We start from the raw sequence: 18,045 nt of genomic DNA, 5'->3' as shown, positions 1-18,045 counted from the left end.
ATTCGACACCCTTTCTTCTAGTACCTCTAGTTTACATGAAACCCCAGAAAAGAGAAATCGAAAGCAACCACAATAGTATTGCGAAAATTTAAAATATGTTCTACACTAGAAACAAGGACAACGGTTCTATTTTTTTTACCGCTAAAATGAATGAGTATTCATTCAAAATAGAAGGAGGCATCTTTGTGTCATATCAAATTAAAAAAGCAGCTGTCATCGGATCGGGAGTTATGGGTTCTGGTATTGCGGCGCATCTTGCAAATAGTGGCATTCCGACATACTTGCTTGACATCGTACCAAACGACGTATCTGAAGCAGATGCGAAAAAAGGATGGACGAAAGATACACCAGCATTCAGAAACTCCGTTGCAACGGGAGCTCTTGAAAAGTTACTTAAACAAAAACCGGCACCATTGACATCAAAACGCAACTTACAATTGATTACACCTGGAAATCTAGAGGACGATCTTGAAAAATTAAAAGACGTAGACTGGATCATCGAAGTAATCGTCGAAAACTTAGAAGTGAAACAAAACTTGTTCGCACGTATCGATGAAGTATTGACACCTGGCACGATAGTAACATCTAATACTTCCGGTATCAGCATTGAAGATATGACGGTAGGACGCAGTGAGCAGTTTGCAAGTCACTTCCTTGGTACGCACTTCTTCAACCCACCACGTTATTTGAAATTACTTGAAGTGATTCCTGCTTCCACTACTAAACCTGAAGTTGTGGAGTTTGTGAAAACGTTTGGAGAAGACGTGTTAGGCAAGGGCGTTGTTCTTGCAAAAGACACACCAAACTTTATTGCGAACCGCATTGGAACTTACGGTTTACTTGTCACGCTTCGCGAAATGTTGAACCGTGGCTACTCGGTAGGAGAAGTGGATTCTGTCACGGGACCTGCAATTGGACGTCCGAAATCAGCGACTTTCCGCACACTTGACGTGGTTGGACTGGATACATTCCTACACGTTGCGAAAAATGTCTACGACAAGTCGACAGGTGAAGAACAAGAAGTATTCAACCCACCAGCTTTCATGAAGCAAATGGTTGAAAACAAATGGTTGGGGGCGAAAACTGGCCAAGGTTTCTTCGTAAAGAAAGATAAAGAAATTTTTGAGTTGAATCCAGAAACGATGGATTATGAGCCAGTGAAAAAATTGAAAACGCCTTCACTAGAAATGGCGAAACAAGAAAAAGGCCTAGCGAACAAAGTAAAAACTCTAGTGTATGCAAAAGACCGCACAGGAGAACTTCTTTGGAGCATTTTCAATCCAGTACTTCGCTACTCGGCTGAGCTACACGGTGAGATTGCCGATGACATCGTCGCGATTGACCAAGCGATGAAATGGGGCTTCGGCTGGCAGCAAGGACCGTTTGAAACGTGGGATGCAATCGGCGTTGAAAAGTCTGTTGCGAAAATGAAAGAAGAAGGGCACGAGATTCCTGCATTTGTGCAAGCTTTACTCGATCAAGGCCACAGCTCCTTCTATAAAGAAGAAGAGGGCGAACTTCACTTCTTCACAGGAACAGGGTTTGAAAAAGTGCCAACAAATGAAAAGGCAATTGATTTAAAAGCGTATAAAAAGAAACATGGCGTCATCAAGAAAAATAGCGGTGCGAGCTTAATTGACCTTGGTGATGGCGTTGCACTTCTTGAATTCCACTCTCAGTCAAACTCGATTGGTCCTGACATTCTTCAAATGATCAATTTTGCTGTAGACGAAGTGGAAAAGAATTTCAAAGGCCTTGTAATTGGAAACCAAGGGAAAAACTTCTGTGTAGGGGCAAACCTTGGGATGATCTTAATGGAAGCGCAAGACGACAACATCTTTGAACTCGATTACATCGTCCGTATGTTCCAACAAGCCATGTTGAAAATTAAATACTCGTCGAAGCCAGTTGTCGCTGCACCATTTGGCATGACGCTAGGTGGAGGCGCGGAAGTTTGTCTTCCAACAGCACATATCCAAGCATCAACTGAAACATACATGGGTCTAGTAGAAGCTGGTGTTGGCCTAATCCCTGGTGGCGGCGGAAACAAAGAGCTTTACATGAAGCATTTGAGTTCACTTCCAAACAATGTGAAAGTCGATTATGTAGAAGTTGCCACAACAGTCTTTGAGACAATCGCAATGGCGAAAGTTTCAACTTCTGGTGAAGAAGCACGTGAGAACAACTTCTTAAATCAAGCAGATGGCGTAAGTGTCAACCCAGACCACTTGTTGTATGACGCGAAACAAGCAGCTCTTCACTTATACGAAGCAGGCTACAAAGCGCCGATCCGTGAAAAAGTGGCGGTTTCGGGTGCACCAGGCTACGCAACGATGCTCGTAGGGGCGGAAGGCATGCGCCTATCTGGTTTCATTAGCGAGCATGACATGAAGATCGCGAAGAAACTTGCGTATGTACTTGCAGGTGGAGAAGTACCGTACGGAACACTTGTTGACGAAGAATACTTATTGAACTTAGAGCGCGAAGCTTTCTTGAGCTTGGTCGCTGAACCTAAATCACAAATGCGTATGCAACATATGCTTGTGAAAGGAAAACCACTACGTAACTAACCGAAGTCTAAAGGAGGAAACAACCAATGCGTGAAGCAGTATTAGTAGCAGGAGCCCGCACCCCAATCGGGAAAGCAAAAAAAGGTTCCTTGGCAGCAGTGCGTCCTGACGATTTCGGAGCACTCGTAGTCAAAGAAACATTACAACGAGCAGGATACGAAGGCCCAATCGATGATTTGATCATGGGATGTGCGATGCCAGAAGCTGAGCAAGGAATGAACGTGGCGCGTAATATTGGAGCACTTGCAGGACTTCCAGATACAACACCAGCCATCACAATCAACCGATTCTGTTCATCAGGTCTTCAATCGATTGCCTATGCATCTGAACGTATCATGATCGGTCATGCTGAAGCGATTATCGCGGGTGGTGTCGAGTCGATGAGTATGATCCCGATGACAGGAAATACACTTCGATTGAACCCGACGCTTGCAGAAACAGCGCCTCAGTACTATATGGGAATGGGACATACTGCTGAGCAAGTAGCAGTGAAATATGGCATCAGCCGTGAAGACCAAGATGCATTTGCAGTAGAGTCACACAAACGTGCAGCAGCAGCAATTGCAGCAGGCAAATTTAAAGACGAGATCGTGCCAGTAGAAGTGACGCACCACTTTGTCGATGACAAAAACAAGCAACAGACGAAAACACGCCTATTCGAAATGGATGAAGGTGTCCGCGTGGGCACAACTGTTGAAACACTTGCAAAACTACGTCCAGCATTCAACGTGCGCGGTACAGTCACTGCAGGGAACGCTTCACAAACGTCTGACGGTGCAGGTGCACTTCTAGTAATGGACCGTGAAGTAGCAGAAGCACAAGGCTTGAAGCCACTTGCAAAGTTCCGTTCATTCGCAACTGCAGGTGTTGCTCCAGAAGTTATGGGAATCGGGCCAGTTGAAGCCATTCCAAAAGCGTTAAAGCTTGCAGGTCTTTCAATTTCAGATATCGATGTGTGGGAATTGAACGAAGCATTTGCTTCTCAGTCTCTACAAATCATTCGCGAATTAAACCTGGATGTGACGAAGGTCAACGTCAACGGTGGAGCAATTGCACTCGGTCACCCACTAGGTGCGACAGGTGCAGTCTTAACATTAAAAATGATTCATGAATTAAAACGTCAACAGAAGCAGTTCGGTGTTGTCACCATGTGTATCGGTGGCGGAATGGGTGCAGCAGGCGTATTCGAATTACTATAAAAGGAGGACATTATTATGTCACAAGCAGTAAAAGGTGGAGCGTTTTTAACAGAAGATTTAACAGCAGATCGCGTGTTTACACCAGAGGATTTTTCGGATGAGCAAAAGATGATTGCCAAAACTACAGAGGATTACGTGAGAAACTCTGTCCTTCCAGTTGTTGAAAACTTGGAGCACCATGAGTTTGAGCACTCTGTTCGTTTATTAAAAGAAGCAGGAGAATTAGGTCTTCTTGCAGCAGATATCCCTGAAGAGTACGATGGCCTTGGTCTAGATAAAGTCTCATCTGCTTTAATTGCTGAGAAGATGTCTGTCGCAGGTGGCTTCTCTATTACTCACGGAGCGCACGTAGGTATCGGTTCTCTTCCAATCGTATTGTTCGGAAACGAAGAGCAAAAGAAAAAGTATCTTCCATTCTCCGCAACAGCTGAAAAGATCTTTGCTTATGCGCTTACTGAGCCAGGTTCAGGTTCTGATGCTCTTGGTGCAAAAACTTCGGCTAAATTAAATGCAGCAGGTACGCACTACGTATTGAATGGTGAAAAGCAATGGATCACAAACGCAGGTTTTGCCGATGTTTTCATTGTTTACGCGAAAATTGATGGTGAGCAATTCACAGCGTTTATCGTTGAAAAAGACTTCCCAGGTGTATCTGTTGGAGCAGAAGAGAAGAAAATGGGAATCAAGTCGTCTTCTACACGTACATTGATTCTTGAAGATGCAGAAGTTCCAGTTGAGAACTTACTAGGTGAAGTTGGCCGTGGTCACATCATCGCTTTCAACATCTTAAACATCGGACGTTACAAATTAGGAGTAGGTACTGTCGGTGGAGCAAAGCGTGCACTTGAATTAGCTATCAGCTACTCAAACCAACGTCAACAGTTCAAGACACCACTTTCTTCCTTCAACTTAACAAAGCAAAAGCTTGCAACAATGGCATCAAAACTATACGCAACAGAAAGCTTGATCTACCGTACAGTAGGCTACTTCGAAGAGCGTATGAACGAGCTATCTGAAGAAGCACAAAAAGACGGAAAAGAAATCGCAGCAGCAATCGCTGAGTATGCGATCGAATGCTCAATCAACAAAGTCGTAGGTTCTGAAGTGCTTGATTACATCGCAGACGAAGCGGTTCAGTTACATGGCGGATATGGCTTCATGCAAGAGTATGAAGTAGAGCGCATCTACCGCGATTCTCGTATCAACCGTATCTTCGAAGGAACAAATGAAATCAACCGTATGATCGTTCCAGGTACATTCTTGAAGAAAGCAATGAAGGGTGAACTTCCACTTCTTCAACAAGCTATGAAACTTCAAGAAGAGCTTCTCATGATGATGCCAGAAGAAGTAGGCGACGAGCCACTAGCAAAAGAAAAAGTACTTGTGAAGAACGCGAAAAAGATTGGTTTATTAGCAGCAGGTCTTGCAGCACAACGCTACGGCGCAAAATTAGATGCTGAGCAAGAAGTGCTTGTAAATATCGCAAACATCGCGAACAACTTATTTGCTATGGAATCAGCAGTTCTTCGTACAGAAAAAGCATTGAACAAAGTAGGCGCTGAAAAAGCGGCTCAAAAACTTCTGTATACAGAGATCTATTGCCAAGAAGCATTCGAAGAAATCGAGAAGTATGCAAAAGATACATTACTTGCAGCAGTTGAAGGTGACAATCAGCGTATGATGTTGTCAGCACTTCGTAAATTAACGCGTAACACACCGTACAACTTAGTGACGAAAAAACGTGAAGCTTCTGTTAAGCTGATCGACGCTGAGAAGTATGTAGTTTAACACGAATATTCCCTGCATTTCCTGCAGGGATTTTTCTATTTGCCCAAAGGTCGGTATACTACTAGTAGATCGACTTTAGAGGAGGAACTTGTATGGCAATTGAAATGTATGGCTATCCAATTTGTACTACATGCAAAAAAGCAGAAAAATTCTTGAAAGATCACGACGTAGAATTTACGTACCATCATATTGTGGAAAACCCACCAAGCCGTGAATTATTAAAATCAATGGCAGAGGAAAACGGGATTGAACTGAAACGTTTATTTAATGCAACAGGACAAAAATATCGTGAAATGGGTCTGAAAAACCGACTACCAAGAATGACAGATGATGAAAAACTAGATCTTTTAGTTTCTGACGGTATGCTGATTAAACGTCCATTTACAACAGATGGCACGAAAGCTACAATTGGTTTCCGAGAAGAGGAATTTAAGAACGTTTGGACAAAATAACCGCTTGTCGAAATGCATGAATTGTGTCACTATTAAAGAGAAAATTGCAGATGTCGAGAGGAGATTAATGATGAGTATTCCTAAAGAACTTCGTTATTCTAAAGACCATGAGTGGGTAAAGCATGAAGAAGGCACAGCAACAATCGGTATTACAGATTTCGCACAATCCGAGCTAGGGGACATCGTATTCGTTGAGCTACCAGCGGTTGGAGATGAAATCAAAGCGGGTGACGCATTCGGAAGCGTTGAGTCTGTAAAGACGGTTTCTGAATTGTATGCACCGATTAGCGGGAAAGTCGTTGAAGTAAACGAGTCTTTGGAAGATAGCCCAGAGTTCGTAAACGAATCTCCTTACGAAAATGCATGGATGATCAAAGTAGAGCCTTCGGATTCTGCGGAGTCCGATGCATTGATGACTGCAGACCAGTACGAAGAATTAATCAGCTAATCTTAAGTCCGCCGAAATTGGCGGGCTTTTTTGTTTGACTAAGTTAGCGCAAGTCGAGCTCCATTGCGGGGCTGCTTTCCGAGGGCGCGTCGTGAGCCTCCTCGGCGGATGAACACGCCTGTGGGGTCTCACGTTCCGCTTTTGATCCCTCCGGAGTCAGCCCCTCCATTCCGCTCGACTTGCTATATGATGAAACTGGATAGTTCCTGACAACCTTATATCCGCAAACCTGTAATCAATGTCCGAGTAAACCGATTCAGTGTCCGCGAAACTCAATTCAGTGTCCGCGTAAACAATTTATGTCCGCGAAACTGGATTCAATGTCCGAGTAAACCGGTTCAGTGTCCGAGTAACTCAATTCAATGTCCGCATAACTCAATCCCCCCGATGGAACTAGTTGAATTCTCCAAAGCCACTAGAAAAAAAGGGCTGATCGCAATCAGCCTTAAGTCATCAAGCCCTTACTAGAAAAGATTTAACCAGATACCAGTTGAAACATAGGGCAACTGTAGAAACTTGCGTAAGGTCGAACTAAGAAGACTCGCGTTTGGCGCTGCGTTAGCGCGGGCCAAATCCTTGTCTTTTTATTTTGATCTTGAAAGCAAGCTTCGTAAGTGGCATTAAACTTATTCCTTGAAAACAAACGGCGGGTTTGATACTTTAAGCAAAGTAAAGGTGGAGACCCAAATGAACGAAATCACATACAGCGACTGGAAACAAACCGACCAGTCCATACTCTATATTTACACACCCATGTGCGGCACCTGCCAAGTAGCATCCAAAATGCTCACAGTCTGTGAACAACTGATTGACGAACCTGTTTCGCAACTTAATGCGAACTATTCCCCAGAACTCATGGAAGAATTTCAAGTGGAAAGTGTTCCATGTTTGTTGATTAAAAAAGGACCAAATGCTTTCGAAAAAGTCTATGCATTTCAATCTGTGCCTTATCTACTAGAGAAACTCAAAACTGCTCAATAAAAAATAATGAAAATTTGTGATGAAAAATAGTTGACTGTCAAAAATGGCTATGATACTATTCGATTACTGACAACAATACTAATTGAATATGCGTCGCTCTTATAAAGAGAGGTGGAGGGAAGTGCCCTATGAAGCCCGGCAACCGTCACGAAAGTGAAATGGTGCCAAGTCACGCAAAGCTAGCGCTTTGGAGGATGAGAGAATGGATATCTGTTGATAAAACGATGACCCTTTCTGTCTTTGCGCAGGAAGGGTTTTTTTGTATCCATCCAATAAATTTAGAAAGGAGGCGGCACGCATATGATTCAATTATCCAAAGTTTTAAAAGAATACACGACTAAGACTGGCAAAGTTGTTGCCGTCGACAATGTCTCATTATCTATCCAACAGGGCGAGATTTACGGGATTATCGGCTACAGCGGGGCAGGGAAAAGTTCACTCATTCGTTTACTGAACGGACTTGAACGTCCTACCGATGGACAAATTCAAGTAAACGGACGTGAAGTCTCCAAGCTCTCTTCAAAAGAGATGCGCGGGTTCCGCCAAAAAGTCAGCATGATCTTTCAACACTTCAATCTATTATGGTCTCGTACAGTAGAAGAGAACATTGCGTTCCCACTCGAAATCGCAGGTGTTCCTAAAGAACAACGCAGTGAGCGGGTAAAAGAGCTTGTCGCTTTAGTAGGGTTAGAAGGGCGAGAAAAAGCCTATCCTTCACAACTTTCTGGAGGTCAAAAACAACGTGTTGGGATTGCACGTGCTTTAGCCAATCGACCTGAAGTTCTTCTATGTGACGAAGCAACATCTGCACTTGATCCTGAAACAACCGATCAGATTTTAGATCTTCTCGTTACCATCAATAAGCAATTAGGTTTAACTATCGTGTTGATCACACACGAGATGCACGTCATTCAAAAGATTTGTCACCGCGTAGCTGTGATGGAGAATGGTCTTGTGGTTGAAGAGGGGCAAGTCATTGATGTCTTTAAGAATCCACAACAACCTATCACAAAACGCTTTGTTTCTCAGATTTCAGATGGTGCACATTTCTCAGATACTGTTGATCACTTCTTAGAAATGTATCCAAATGGAAAACTCGTCAAACTCACATTTGTCGGTGATCAAACGGACCAACCGTTGATTGCTCGATTGATTAAGCAGTACGGACTTGAAGTAACAATCGTCCAAGGAAACATTACACAAACGCAAAACGGTGCGTTAGGTACATTGTTGCTTCATATTGATGGGGATGCACTTGCTATCGATGAGGCACTAGGTTACTTGCATGCACAAAAAGTACAATCGGAGGTCATTCAACATGATTGAAACTCTTTTACCGAATGTCGACTGGCCGAAGATGTGGGAAGCTACGTATGAAACGCTTTATATGACAGCAATTTCAACCGCTTTAACATTTGTCTTCGGTTTGGCAATCGGCTTAGTTTTATTCCTGACAAGCCCTCACCAAGCATGGGCAAATAAATTTGCAAACTGGTTAACAGGAGCACTCGTGAATATCTTCCGGTCTATTCCATTTATCATCTTGATTATCTTATTGATTCCATTCACGAAGTTCCTTCTTGGAAGTATTCGTGGACCGAACGCGGCATTCCCAGCACTAATCATCGGAGCTGCACCGTTCTATGCGCGAATGGTATTGATTGCTTTAAAAGAAATTGATAAAGGTGTTTTAGAAGCTGCAAAATCGATGGGAGCTACGACTTGGACAATCATTCGAAAAGTGTTGCTTCCAGAATCCATGCCAGCAATTGTTTCCGGAATTACAGTAACATCGATTGCATTAGTAGGGTACACGGCGATGGCAGGTGTCATTGGCGCCGGCGGACTTGGAACACTTGCCTTCTTAGACGGGTTCCAACGAACGCAAAACGATGTCATGATCGTTGCTACAATCATCATCTTAATCATAGTATTTATCATCCAGTGGATCGGTGACTGGTTAACAAACCGATTAGACAAACGATAATAGAGGAGAGAACGTACATGAAAAAATTACTTACAGGTTTTGCACTAGGAGCAAGCATTTTAACTTTAGCAGCATGTGGATCTGAAGGAGGTTCTTCTTCAGAAGGAGAAAGCTCAACACTTACAGTAGGTGCTTCAAACGTGCCTCACGCAGTAATTTTAGAGCAAGTCAAGCCACTACTTGAAGAGCAAGGAATCGAACTTGTAGTTGAAACGTATCAAGATTACGTTCTTCCTAACCAAGATTTAGATAACGGTGATTTAGACGCAAACTACTTCCAACACATTCCGTACTTAGAGTCTCAAATTGCTGACAACGGATATGATTTTGTAAATGCTGGTGGCATTCACATCGAGCCAATCGGTCTTTACTCTAAGAAATTTGGTTCAATTGACGAGCTTCCAGATGGTGCAGTTATTCTAATGAGCAACTCGGTAGCTGACCACGGTCGTGTACTTTCTATGTTAGAGGCTGCTGGGCTGATCACTCTTGACCCAGAAGTTGAGAAAACGACTGCTACAATTGAAGATGTAATCGAAAATCCGAAAAACATCGAGTTTGATCCAAACTACGAAGCAGCACTTCTAGTTCAAATGTATGAGCAAGAAGAAGGTGACGCAGTTCTAATCAACTCAAACTATGCACTTGATGCTGGAATCAATCCTTTAGAAGATTCAATCGCTATTGAAGATTCAAACTCTCCATATGTAAACGTGATCGCAGTAAATGCTGGTGATGAAGAGAACGAAAACATCGTAGCGCTTGTTGAAGCGTTGAAATCTGATGAAATTCAAGAGTTTATTTTAGATGAGTGGGGCGGTTCTGTAGTTCCTGTGACAGAATAACCACACGCCATGACTATTGGGCTAAATTCCCTTTTTACGGTTTCATTCGTTACTTGGTGGGTATACACTAGGTAACGTAAGATACTAACTGAAGGGAATGATACTTATCAAACCAGAAGGACAGCCTTACACGGAAAAAATGAACTTAGCTTTTCGTGATGCACACGGTTTTGGATATGATGAAATGAGACAAAGCGAGGATTTACGCATGAGAGTGGAACAACGTCGTCAACTTGACCACGAGAAAAGTATGCGCATCGCAGCTCAAATTGGTGCACAAGCCCACAGAGGATAATATATATGTATAAAAAGCCTGTAGACCCTTGGTTCTACAGGCTTTTTTGTAGTTCGGGATGATATCTATTCTCATTTAGCGCACTTGTAATGAAAATGCACAAATGTAGGATTTTCAAGGATTGAAATGATTTGCAGTCGGCCTCTAATTACTGTAAGATTAGAATGATAATAATTAAGGATGGATGATTCCATTCGAAGTTAAAGATATGGAGGGTATACAATGTCGACACTAGTAATCAAAGACTTGCACGTTGAAATCGACGGCAAGGAAATTTTAAAAGGTGTGAACTTAACACTAAATACAGGTGAAATTCATGCGGTCATGGGACCAAACGGAACAGGAAAATCAACTCTTGCTTCTGCTGTCATGGGTCACCCTAAATATGAAGTTACTTCAGGTACAATCACTTTAGATGGGGAAGATGTATTAGAGATGGAAGTAGATGAGCGCGCAAAAGCTGGTCTATTCCTTGCAATGCAATACCCAAGTGAAATCACAGGCGTTACTAATGCTGATTTCTTACGTTCATCTATCAACGCACGTCGTGAAGAGGGCGATGAAATCTCACTAATGAAATTCATCCGTGAAATGGATAGCAAAATGGATTTCTTAGAGATGGATCAAGATATGGCACAGCGTTACTTAAACGAAGGTTTCTCAGGTGGAGAGAAAAAGCGTAATGAAATCCTTCAATTAATGATGATTAAACCGTCATTCGCAATTTTAGATGAGATTGACTCTGGTCTTGATATCGATGCATTGAAAGTTGTTTCTAAAGGAATCAACGAGATGCGTGGAGAAGGTTTCGGAAGCTTGATCATTACTCACTACCAACGCTTACTAAACTATATTACTCCAGACCACGTACACGTTATGATGCAAGGTCGCGTCGTAAAATCAGGCGGTCCAGAATTAGCTCACAAGTTAGAGGCTCAAGGATATGACTGGATCAAAGAAGAATTAGGAATTGAAGACGAAACTGTTGGGCAAGAAGCATAAGAAGGGAGACAGTCAACATGACGGTTGAAACAACTTTAGCAGTAACGGAACAAGATGTTCGCGCTTACTCTGAAAAAATGCAAGAACCGGGATGGATGACAGATTTCCGCTTAGCTGCTCTTGCACATGCAGCGGAACTGCCAATGCCAGAACCGGATAAAACAAATATTACGAGCTGGGATTTCTTGACGTTCCCAACACACACTGTTGAGAGTGCAACTTATGGCTCTTTATCAGAACTACCAGAAGAAGTGAAGTCGTTGATTGATTTAGACAATCAAAAAACACTTTATATACAGCGCAATAACACACCTGCCTACCTTTCTGTTTCAGAAGAGTTAAAGCAAAAGGGTGTTATCGTAACAGATCTTCACACAGCGATTCGTGAACATGCAGACTTAGTAAAGCAATACTTCATGAACGATGTAGTAAAAGTTGATGAGCACAAATTAACAGCTTACCATGCAGCGTTAGTGAACGGTGGCGCATTCATCTACATTCCGAAAAATGTGGAGATGGATGAAGTTGTCCAAGTGATTTATGTACAAGACGATGAGACTGCGTCTTTGTTTAACCACACACTAGTTGTTGCTGAAGAGAATACAAAATTAACCTATGTAGAAAACTACCTTTCTACATTTGAAACAGCTCAAGGCCAAGCAAACATCGTATCGGAAGTACTTGCAAAAGACAACGCAAAGATTACGTACGGTGCAGTTGATGTTCTTGCAAAAGGATACACAGCTTATGTCAATCGCCGTGGGGTAACACACCGTGATGCAGTGATTGAGTGGGCTTTAGGCTTAATGAACGACAGCAATTCAATCGTCGAAAATGTGACACACTTAGTTGGTGACAACTCAGAAGGTCATGTGAAAATTGTAGTTGTCGGTCGCGGAGATCAAAAACAAAACTTTACAACAAAAGTCATCCACTGGGGTAAAAATTCAGAAGGTCAAATTCTGAAACACGGTGTTATGAAAGATTCAGCTTCTTCTATCTTTAACGGTATTGGAAAAATCGAGCACGGTGCTTCGAAATCGAACGCTGAGCAAGAATCACGCGTATTGATGCTTTCTGAGAAAGCGCGTGGAGATGCTAACCCAATCCTATTGATTGACGAAGATGATGTAACGGCTGGACACGCAGCTTCTGTTGGCCGTGTTGATCCAATGCAAATGTATTATTTAATGAGCCGCGGAATCTCTAAGCAAGAAGCAGAGCGCTTGATCATTCATGGTTTCTTAGCGCCTGTAGTACGAGCACTTCCAGTTGAAGGTGTGAAGAAGCAGCTTACGGAGGTCATTGAAAGGAAAGTGCGCTAATGAATCAGTCGATCCTCAGCAATTTTCCCATTTTAAATCAAGAAGTAAACGGTCATCCGCTTGTGTATCTAGACAGTGGGGCTACTTCTCAAAAGCCGACTGCTGTTATTGAAGCAGTGAAGGCGTATTACGAACAAGACAACTCAAACGTTCACCGTGGAGTGCATACACTCGGCAACCGAGCAACTGAAGGGTATGAAGGCGCACGCGAGAAGGTTCGCGGCTTCATCAATGCTTCTTCGACAAAAGAAATTGTCTTTGTTCGTGGAACGACGACTGCTATTAATACAGTGGCAGCAAGCTATGGGGATGCAAATATTTCAGAAGGTGACGAAATCGTCATCACGTATATGGAGCACCACTCGAATATTATCCCCTGGCAACAGTTAGCAAAACGCAAAAAAGCAGTCCTCAAGTATATTGAACTTGAAGAAGACGGTACGATTTCATTAGAAAACGTACGCAAAGCGATAACAGAGAAAACGAAAATTGTCTCTGTTATGCATGTTTCCAATGTTTTAGGTGTTTTGAATCCAATTATAGAAATCACGAAGATTGCACATGAGCACGGTGCTGTAATGATGGTCGACGGGGCACAAGCAGCTCCTCACTTGAAGGTCGACGTGCAAGACCTAGATGCTGACTTTTATGCGTTCTCTGGTCACAAAATGTGTGGTCCAACTGGTATCGGTGTTCTTTACGGGAAGCAACGCCACTTAGAAACAATGGAGCCTGTAGAGTTTGGCGGCGAAATGATTGATTTCGTTGGTCTTCAAGAGTCTACGTGGAAAGAGCTGCCTTGGAAGTTTGAAGGCGGTACGCCAATCATCGCAGGAGCTATCGGTTTAGCGGCTGCAATCGACTATCTCGAGTCAATTGGACTTGATAAAATCGAGCAACATGAACATGAACTAGCCGCTTATGCAATGGAGAAGATGTCAGAAATTGAAGGTATGACCATTTACGGGCCAAAAGATCCATCAAAGCGCGCGGGGATTATCACATTTAATTTAGATGACGTCCATCCTCACGATGTGGCAACTGTCCTCGATATGCAAGGGATTGCGGTTCGCGCAGGTCACCATTGTGCACAGCCATTGATGAAGTGGCTCAACGTTTCTGCAACAGCGCGTGCAAGTTTTTACTTGTACAATACGAAAGAAGACGTTGACCGTCTTGTGGAAGGCTTGCAGAAAGCAAAGGAGTATTTCAACGATGTCTATTAATTCAAATTTAGATCAACTTTATCGTCAAGTGATTATGGATCATTACAAGAATCCTCGTAACAAAGGATCTCTTGGAGAAGAAGCCTTGACAGTCGATATGAACAACCCAACTTGTGGAGATCGCATTCATTTAACGCTTCAAGTAGAAGATGGCATCATTCGTGATGCAAAATTCGATGGGGAAGGCTGTTCGATTTCGATGTCATCGGCTTCCATGATGACACAAGCTGTCAAAGGGAAAACGGTTGAAGAAGCGATGAAGCTCTCGGAAATCTTTTCAGATATGATGACAGGCAAAGACTACGACGACTCAATTGATTTAGAAGATATTGAAGCTTTAAGTGGTGTATCCAAGTTTCCAGCACGTATCAAATGTGCAACGCTTTCATGGAAAGCAATGGAAAAGGGAGTACAGCACCAAAATCAAGGAACGGAGGAATAAACTATGGCTAAAAAAATGCCGGATATTGGCGATTATAAATATGGCTTCCATGACAAAGATGTCTCGATTTTCCGTTCTAAACGCGGGTTGACACGTGAAATCGTTGAAGAGATTTCTCGTATGAAAAATGAGCCACAATGGATGCTTGACTACCGTCTAAAAGCATTGGAGATTTTTTACGCAAAACCAATGCCACAATGGGGTGGAGAGCTTGGCGAATTAAACTTCGACGAGATCACATATTACGTAAAACCTTCACAACAAACGGAACGTTCTTGGGATGAAGTACCAGAAGAAATCAAGCGTACGTTTGATAAACTTGGTATTCCTGAAGCAGAACAAAAGTACTTAGCAGGTGTTTCTGCTCAGTATGAATCTGAGGTTGTTTACCACAACATGAAAGAAGAACTTGAAGATCTAGGAATCGTCTTTAAAGATACAGATTCTGCACTTCGTGAAAATGAAGAGATCTTTAAAGAGTACTGGGGTACAGTAATCCCGGCATCTGATAACAAGTTCTCTGCATTAAACTCGGCTGTATGGTCTGGTGGATCATTCATCTACGTTCCAAAAGGAATCAAAGTAGATACTCCACTTCAAGCCTACTTCCGTATCAACTCTGAAAACATGGGGCAGTTTGAGCGTACGTTGATCATCGTAGATGAAGGCGCATCTGTTCACTATGTAGAAGGATGTACAGCACCTGTTTACACGACAAACTCACTTCACTCAGCTGTAGTTGAAATTATCGTGAAAAAAGATGCGTACTGCCGTTACACAACGATTCAAAACTGGGCGAACAACGTATACAACTTAGTAACGAAGCGTACAGTAGTTGAAGCGAACGGAACAATGGAATGGATTGATGGAAACATCGGTTCTAAGCTAACAATGAAGTACCCAGCATGTATCTTAAAAGGTGAAGGCGCGCGTGGTATGACACTTTCTATCGCACTTGCTGGTAAAGGCCAACACCAAGATGCTGGAGCAAAAATGCTTCACTTGGCACCAAATACGTCTTCGACAATCGTTTCGAAATCGATTTCGAAGCAAGGTGGTAAAGTAACGTACCGCGGAATCGTTCGTTTCGGACGTAACGCACACGGAGCTCGTGCCAACATCGAGTGTGATACGTTGATTATGGATAACCAATCGACATCGGATACAATTCCTTACAACGAAATCATGAATGACAATATTTCTCTTGAGCACGAAGCGAAAGTTTCGAAAGTGTCTGAAGAGCAACTGTTCTACTTGATGAGTCGTGGTTTGAGTGAAGAAGAAGCGACAGAAATGATCGTTATGGGCTTCATCGAACCATTCACAAAAGAACTTCCAATGGAATACGCAGTAGAGATGAACCGTCTAATTAAGTTCGAGATGGAAGGCTCTATTGGATAATAAATAATAATAAAAAAACTCTGTTCCCGGATTACAACCCGGGAAACAGAGTTTTTTGTTTATTGTACGAAATGAGCCAGCTATCTATGTATTCTTTTTGGAAAGAATAGCGTTTACCAAAAGATACATAATGAGGTATCAAACGTTTTTCGATTAGAAATAGAATTTCAGCTTCAGAAAAGCGTTCTTCACTTTGCTGATTCAAGTACTCAAGCAGTGCATCGATTCCATAGAATCTATTCATCATGTCACCTCCCGCCAAACGCTCCTCCTAGAAAGAACACTTAGCACGAGTTACGAGATGAGCACTCCTTATACTACTATAATACCCCCTCTTAAAAACTATAAACCAAGAGAGAATCAAAGAAATTTCGAGAATGAAAATGGTACACTACTATAGAAGAGGTGAGGATATGATACAGCTTGGTCTTACAGGATGGGGAGATCATCCTGACTTGTATCAAGGGACTGCAAAACAAAGATTACAAGACTACAGCGCCCATTTTCCGATTGTGGAACTTGATGCCATGTTTTATGCAGTACAACCCCAAAAAAACAATGAAAAATGGATTGCCGAAACGCCAGATACCTTTCAATTCATTATTAAAACTTACCAACAACTTACGGGACACTTGCGAGAAGAAAGTCCTTTCGCTTCTCTAGACGAAGCATTTGAAGCCTATCGACTCGCTGTCCGCCCCTATAAAGAAGCTGGGAAGCTAGGCGCCATTTTAGCTCAATATCCACCTTGGTTTGATTGTACAAAAGAGAATGTGGAAGAGCTTCGAAGATTACGATCAGAACTAGAAGAGTTTGATGTGGCGATTGAATTCCGCCATCAATCCTGGTACGAGGAACGGTTCCGAGAGAAAACGTTCGAATTTTTAAAAGAAAACAACTTTATCCATAGTATTTGTGATGAACCGCAGTCTGGAGAGGGAAGTATTCCATTTGTTCCAGAAGTCACCGCGAGCAAAGCCTTACTTCGCTTTCACGGTCGAAATGTTGCGGCTTGGCAGGCACCTGTTACACGTCAGAACTGGCGAGAAATTCGCTATCTCTATGACTATTCAAAAAAAGAATTAGAACAACTTGCTGAAGAAATAAAAAAAATAAATCAACAAGCAGACACAACCTTTGTATTGTTCAATAACAACTCGGGTGGACATGCAGCAGCTAATGCAAAACATCTGCAACAGATGCTCGACATCACCTATGAGGGCCTTGCACCTAAGCAGCTTGATTTATTCGGAGGAGAATTGTAATGGAATGGCTGTTATTAGTAGTTATTGGTCTTTTTAGTGGAATTGTAGGGTCTGTCGTTGGACTTGGCGGCGGCGTCATCTTAGTCCCGGCTATTGTCTACTTAGGCTCTATCGGCTGGATCGACGGTATTACGCCACAAACCGTAGTGGGTTTATCCGTCATTATGATGATTTTCGTCGGGCTATCTTCAACAATTGCCTACATGAAAAAGAAGACGGTAGATTTTAAAAGTGGCTTCATCTTTTTTGCAGGGAGCGCACCTGGAACTGTTGTCGGTGCATTTGTAAACAGAGGGCTGGATCTTCCATCGTTTCAATTGTATTTTGGTATCATGATGGTTTTTCTCGCACTATTACTTCTTGTACGTAAGTACGTGAAACCAGTGGAATGGTTTGTGAAAAATGGTCGGAAGACAACATTTGAAGATGCAAGAGGTACCTATGTGTACGGATATCCGATTTGGTTCGCTGTTCTCTTAACCTTCGGAATAGGATTTAGTTCGGGATTATTCGGAATAGGTGGAGGCTCTATGCTCGTACCGGCTATGTTATTGCTCTTCTTATTCCCACCACATGTAGCAGTCGGAACGTCTATGTTCATGGTATTTTTATCAGCACTCGTCAATTCCATCACACATATATCACTCGGCAATGTACCCTGGCTATACACGATTCCGGTTATTCCTGCAGCCTACATCGGAGCAAAAGTAGGGGCATACTTAAATCATCGTCTAAACTCAGATAGTTTAGTCATCTTACTTCAAATTGTGTTATTGCTATTAGGCATACGTTCTATATACGACGGACTCATGTAGGAGG

The 18,045-nt window shown here is 42.6% G+C and carries 18 protein-coding genes and 1 riboswitch; of the genes, 17 read left to right on the top strand and 1 reads right to left on the bottom strand.

Annotated elements, in window-relative coordinates:
* Positions 1-185 precede the first annotated feature (185 nt).
* The 15 genes from ACF3OH_RS09310 (at position 186) to sufB (ending at position 15,961) form a co-directional block, all read left to right on the top strand.
* The gene (locus ACF3OH_RS09310; RefSeq protein WP_392454240.1) at positions 186-2,570 is read left to right on the top strand and encodes a 3-hydroxyacyl-CoA dehydrogenase NAD-binding domain-containing protein; all 2,385 of its coding nucleotides are present in this window, start codon (positions 186-188) and stop codon (positions 2,568-2,570) included.
* Positions 2,571-2,596: 26 nt separating this feature from the next.
* Complete coding sequence (locus tag ACF3OH_RS09305) at positions 2,597-3,769, top strand: acetyl-CoA C-acetyltransferase (protein ID WP_204591937.1); 1,173 nt, start codon at positions 2,597-2,599, stop codon at positions 3,767-3,769.
* Between the two features lie 15 nt (positions 3,770-3,784).
* Positions 3,785-5,557 carry an acyl-CoA dehydrogenase family protein gene (locus tag ACF3OH_RS09300; RefSeq protein WP_392454237.1) on the top strand — a complete coding sequence of 591 codons (1,773 nt, stop codon included), beginning with the start codon at positions 3,785-3,787 and terminating at the stop codon, positions 5,555-5,557.
* A gap of 92 nt (positions 5,558-5,649) precedes the next feature.
* Entirely contained in the window at positions 5,650-6,009 is a 360-nt protein-coding gene (locus tag ACF3OH_RS09295; RefSeq protein WP_392454235.1) for an arsenate reductase family protein, read from the top strand.
* Between the two features lie 70 nt (positions 6,010-6,079).
* Positions 6,080-6,457, top strand: coding sequence for a glycine cleavage system protein GcvH (gene gcvH, locus ACF3OH_RS09290; protein WP_204591931.1), 378 nt, complete (start codon positions 6,080-6,082; stop codon positions 6,455-6,457).
* 687 nt (positions 6,458-7,144) lie between these two features.
* Entirely contained in the window at positions 7,145-7,438 is a 294-nt protein-coding gene (locus tag ACF3OH_RS09285; protein ID WP_392454233.1) for a thioredoxin family protein, read from the top strand.
* 96 nt (positions 7,439-7,534) lie between these two features.
* A riboswitch (SAM riboswitch) is annotated at positions 7,535-7,639 on the top strand.
* Between the two features lie 99 nt (positions 7,640-7,738).
* Positions 7,739-8,764, top strand: coding sequence for a methionine ABC transporter ATP-binding protein (locus tag ACF3OH_RS09280; protein ID WP_392454231.1), 1,026 nt, complete (start codon positions 7,739-7,741; stop codon positions 8,762-8,764).
* On the top strand, positions 8,757-9,425 hold the full coding sequence (locus tag ACF3OH_RS09275; RefSeq protein ID WP_392454229.1) for a methionine ABC transporter permease: 669 nt from the start codon (positions 8,757-8,759) through the stop codon (positions 9,423-9,425). Before ACF3OH_RS09280 ends, ACF3OH_RS09275 begins: the two co-directional genes overlap by 8 nt.
* 17 nt (positions 9,426-9,442) lie before the next feature.
* A complete protein-coding gene (locus tag ACF3OH_RS09270) occupies positions 9,443-10,270 on the top strand; it encodes a MetQ/NlpA family ABC transporter substrate-binding protein (protein WP_392454227.1) in 828 nt (275 codons plus the stop codon).
* A 97-nt stretch (positions 10,271-10,367) separates the two neighbouring features.
* Positions 10,368-10,565 (top strand): hypothetical protein, encoded by a 198-nt coding sequence (locus ACF3OH_RS09265; protein WP_204591661.1) that lies wholly within the window; start codon positions 10,368-10,370, stop codon positions 10,563-10,565.
* A 222-nt stretch (positions 10,566-10,787) separates the two neighbouring features.
* Positions 10,788-11,567, top strand: a complete 780-nt coding sequence (gene sufC, locus ACF3OH_RS09260) for a Fe-S cluster assembly ATPase SufC (RefSeq protein ID WP_392454226.1) — start codon at positions 10,788-10,790, stop codon at positions 11,565-11,567.
* Between the two features lie 17 nt (positions 11,568-11,584).
* Complete coding sequence (gene sufD, locus ACF3OH_RS09255) at positions 11,585-12,892, top strand: Fe-S cluster assembly protein SufD (protein ID WP_204591567.1); 1,308 nt, start codon at positions 11,585-11,587, stop codon at positions 12,890-12,892.
* Positions 12,892-14,118: a cysteine desulfurase gene (locus tag ACF3OH_RS09250; protein ID WP_392454224.1), complete on the top strand. Its 1,227-nt coding sequence runs from the start codon at positions 12,892-12,894 to the stop codon at positions 14,116-14,118. Before sufD ends, ACF3OH_RS09250 begins: the two co-directional genes overlap by 1 nt.
* Positions 14,108-14,560 (top strand): Fe-S cluster assembly sulfur transfer protein SufU, encoded by a 453-nt coding sequence (gene sufU / locus ACF3OH_RS09245; protein ID WP_094944351.1) that lies wholly within the window; start codon positions 14,108-14,110, stop codon positions 14,558-14,560. The genes ACF3OH_RS09250 and sufU overlap by 11 nt, the downstream gene beginning before the upstream one ends.
* Positions 14,561-14,563: 3 nt before the next feature.
* Positions 14,564-15,961, top strand: coding sequence for a Fe-S cluster assembly protein SufB (sufB, locus tag ACF3OH_RS09240; protein ID WP_392454222.1), 1,398 nt, complete (start codon positions 14,564-14,566; stop codon positions 15,959-15,961).
* 31 nt (positions 15,962-15,992) lie between these two features.
* Here sufB and ACF3OH_RS09235 read toward each other — a convergent pair whose 3' ends face one another.
* Positions 15,993-16,205: a hypothetical protein gene (locus ACF3OH_RS09235; protein ID WP_392454220.1), complete on the bottom strand. Its 213-nt coding sequence runs from the start codon at positions 16,203-16,205 to the stop codon at positions 15,993-15,995.
* Between the two features lie 169 nt (positions 16,206-16,374).
* On the opposite strand from ACF3OH_RS09235, the gene ACF3OH_RS09230 reads away from it, so the two are divergent.
* Both ACF3OH_RS09230 and ACF3OH_RS09225 read left to right on the top strand, forming a co-directional pair.
* On the top strand, positions 16,375-17,226 hold the full coding sequence (locus tag ACF3OH_RS09230; RefSeq protein WP_392454219.1) for a DUF72 domain-containing protein: 852 nt from the start codon (positions 16,375-16,377) through the stop codon (positions 17,224-17,226).
* Entirely contained in the window at positions 17,226-18,041 is an 816-nt protein-coding gene (locus ACF3OH_RS09225) for a sulfite exporter TauE/SafE family protein (RefSeq protein WP_392454217.1), read from the top strand. The genes ACF3OH_RS09230 and ACF3OH_RS09225 overlap by 1 nt, the downstream gene beginning before the upstream one ends.
* Positions 18,042-18,045 lie beyond the last annotated feature (4 nt).

Origin of the sequence: Chryseomicrobium aureum (assembly GCF_043182735.1) — a bacterium.
Taxonomy (GTDB): Bacteria; Bacillota; Bacilli; order Bacillales_A; family Planococcaceae; genus Chryseomicrobium; species Chryseomicrobium aureum.
The sequence above is the reverse complement of the archived record's forward strand: the minus strand, read 5'-3'. Positions and strand labels throughout refer to the sequence as shown.